Raw genomic sequence first — 1,125 nt, forward strand, 5'->3', positions numbered from 1 at the left:
AAAAGCAGTGAAATCAATTTAACCAATGCAGATGTTCACGCTGAAAATGGTACTGGAATTTTTGTTGGAGCTTTTACTAACACAAACATGGAAGATATTCCAGGTTTGTCAATCGGTACAGTCAATCTCAAAAATTCAGAAATCCATGCTGATGTATTGTTAGGAGATGGTCTTTTTGAAGATCCAAAATCTTGGAAAAATGACAATTATTGGAACAATAAAGAGGTTAAAGCGATCTCCAACGGCACCTTCACATTAAGCGCAGATCAGTCTATTCTAGAGGGCAGAGCAAATATTGCTAAAGACAGAAATGTGCACTTTGATCTGAAAAACAATACAAAATGGACGTTGAAAATCAGCAAAAATGAAAAAGATGATGATGGCAATCTCCTTGATATCGCTCAAAGATCTCGTTCTGATATTTCCACGCTTAATCTCGATAACAGCTCCATTATCTTTAATGGACCAACAGAAGATCATTACCAAACATTGCATATAGGTTCTGGTAAACCAGACACGCAAGAAGTCTACAATGCAACGGGTGATGCAAAGATTTACTTCAACACGGCTTGGAGTGATGGTGCTGCAATAAATGACCAAAAAACCGATAGACTTTTGATCCATGGGGATGTCTCTGGCAACACATCAGTTTATGTCACGGGGCGCTTAGAAGAGAACAATATCGAAGCAAATACCTCTGCTGCTGCCAATGTCCGGGGTCTTTCACTTATTCAAGTTTCTGGAAAAGCAGAAGAAAACTCTTTCAAACTGGTAAATGGCTATACCACAAGAGGTGGCTTACCAGATATGTATACACTACGTGCCTATGGACCAGACTCAAGCCAAGGCAACGCCGATATTGCACAAAACCTCTTTGATGAAAAGAATGAAAATTTCTGGGATTTCCGTTTGCAACCCGAACTGCTTGGCTCCAATTCTGGTTCAAATCCTGATCCTGAAACAAATATCCCTACCGTTGCACCTGTACCACAAACAGCAAGCTATTTGGTCATGCCAAATGCTCTCTTCTACAGTGGATTAACCGATATGGCTAAACAAAACGCACTCTTAGCCAATATCAGAACATCTGTCTTAGGAAAAGAAGAAGAAAAACAAACCGGTTTC

The 1,125-nt window shown here is 39.8% G+C and carries 1 pseudogene; it reads left to right on the forward strand.

The features are described from left to right. Positions 1–1,125 (forward strand): annotated as a pseudogene (locus ACFILN_RS09680) (autotransporter outer membrane beta-barrel domain-containing protein); the annotation flags it as partial.

The sequence above is a fragment of the Bartonella sp. CL434QHHD genome, from assembly GCF_042195145.1.
GTDB lineage: Bacteria > Pseudomonadota > Alphaproteobacteria > Rhizobiales > Rhizobiaceae > Bartonella.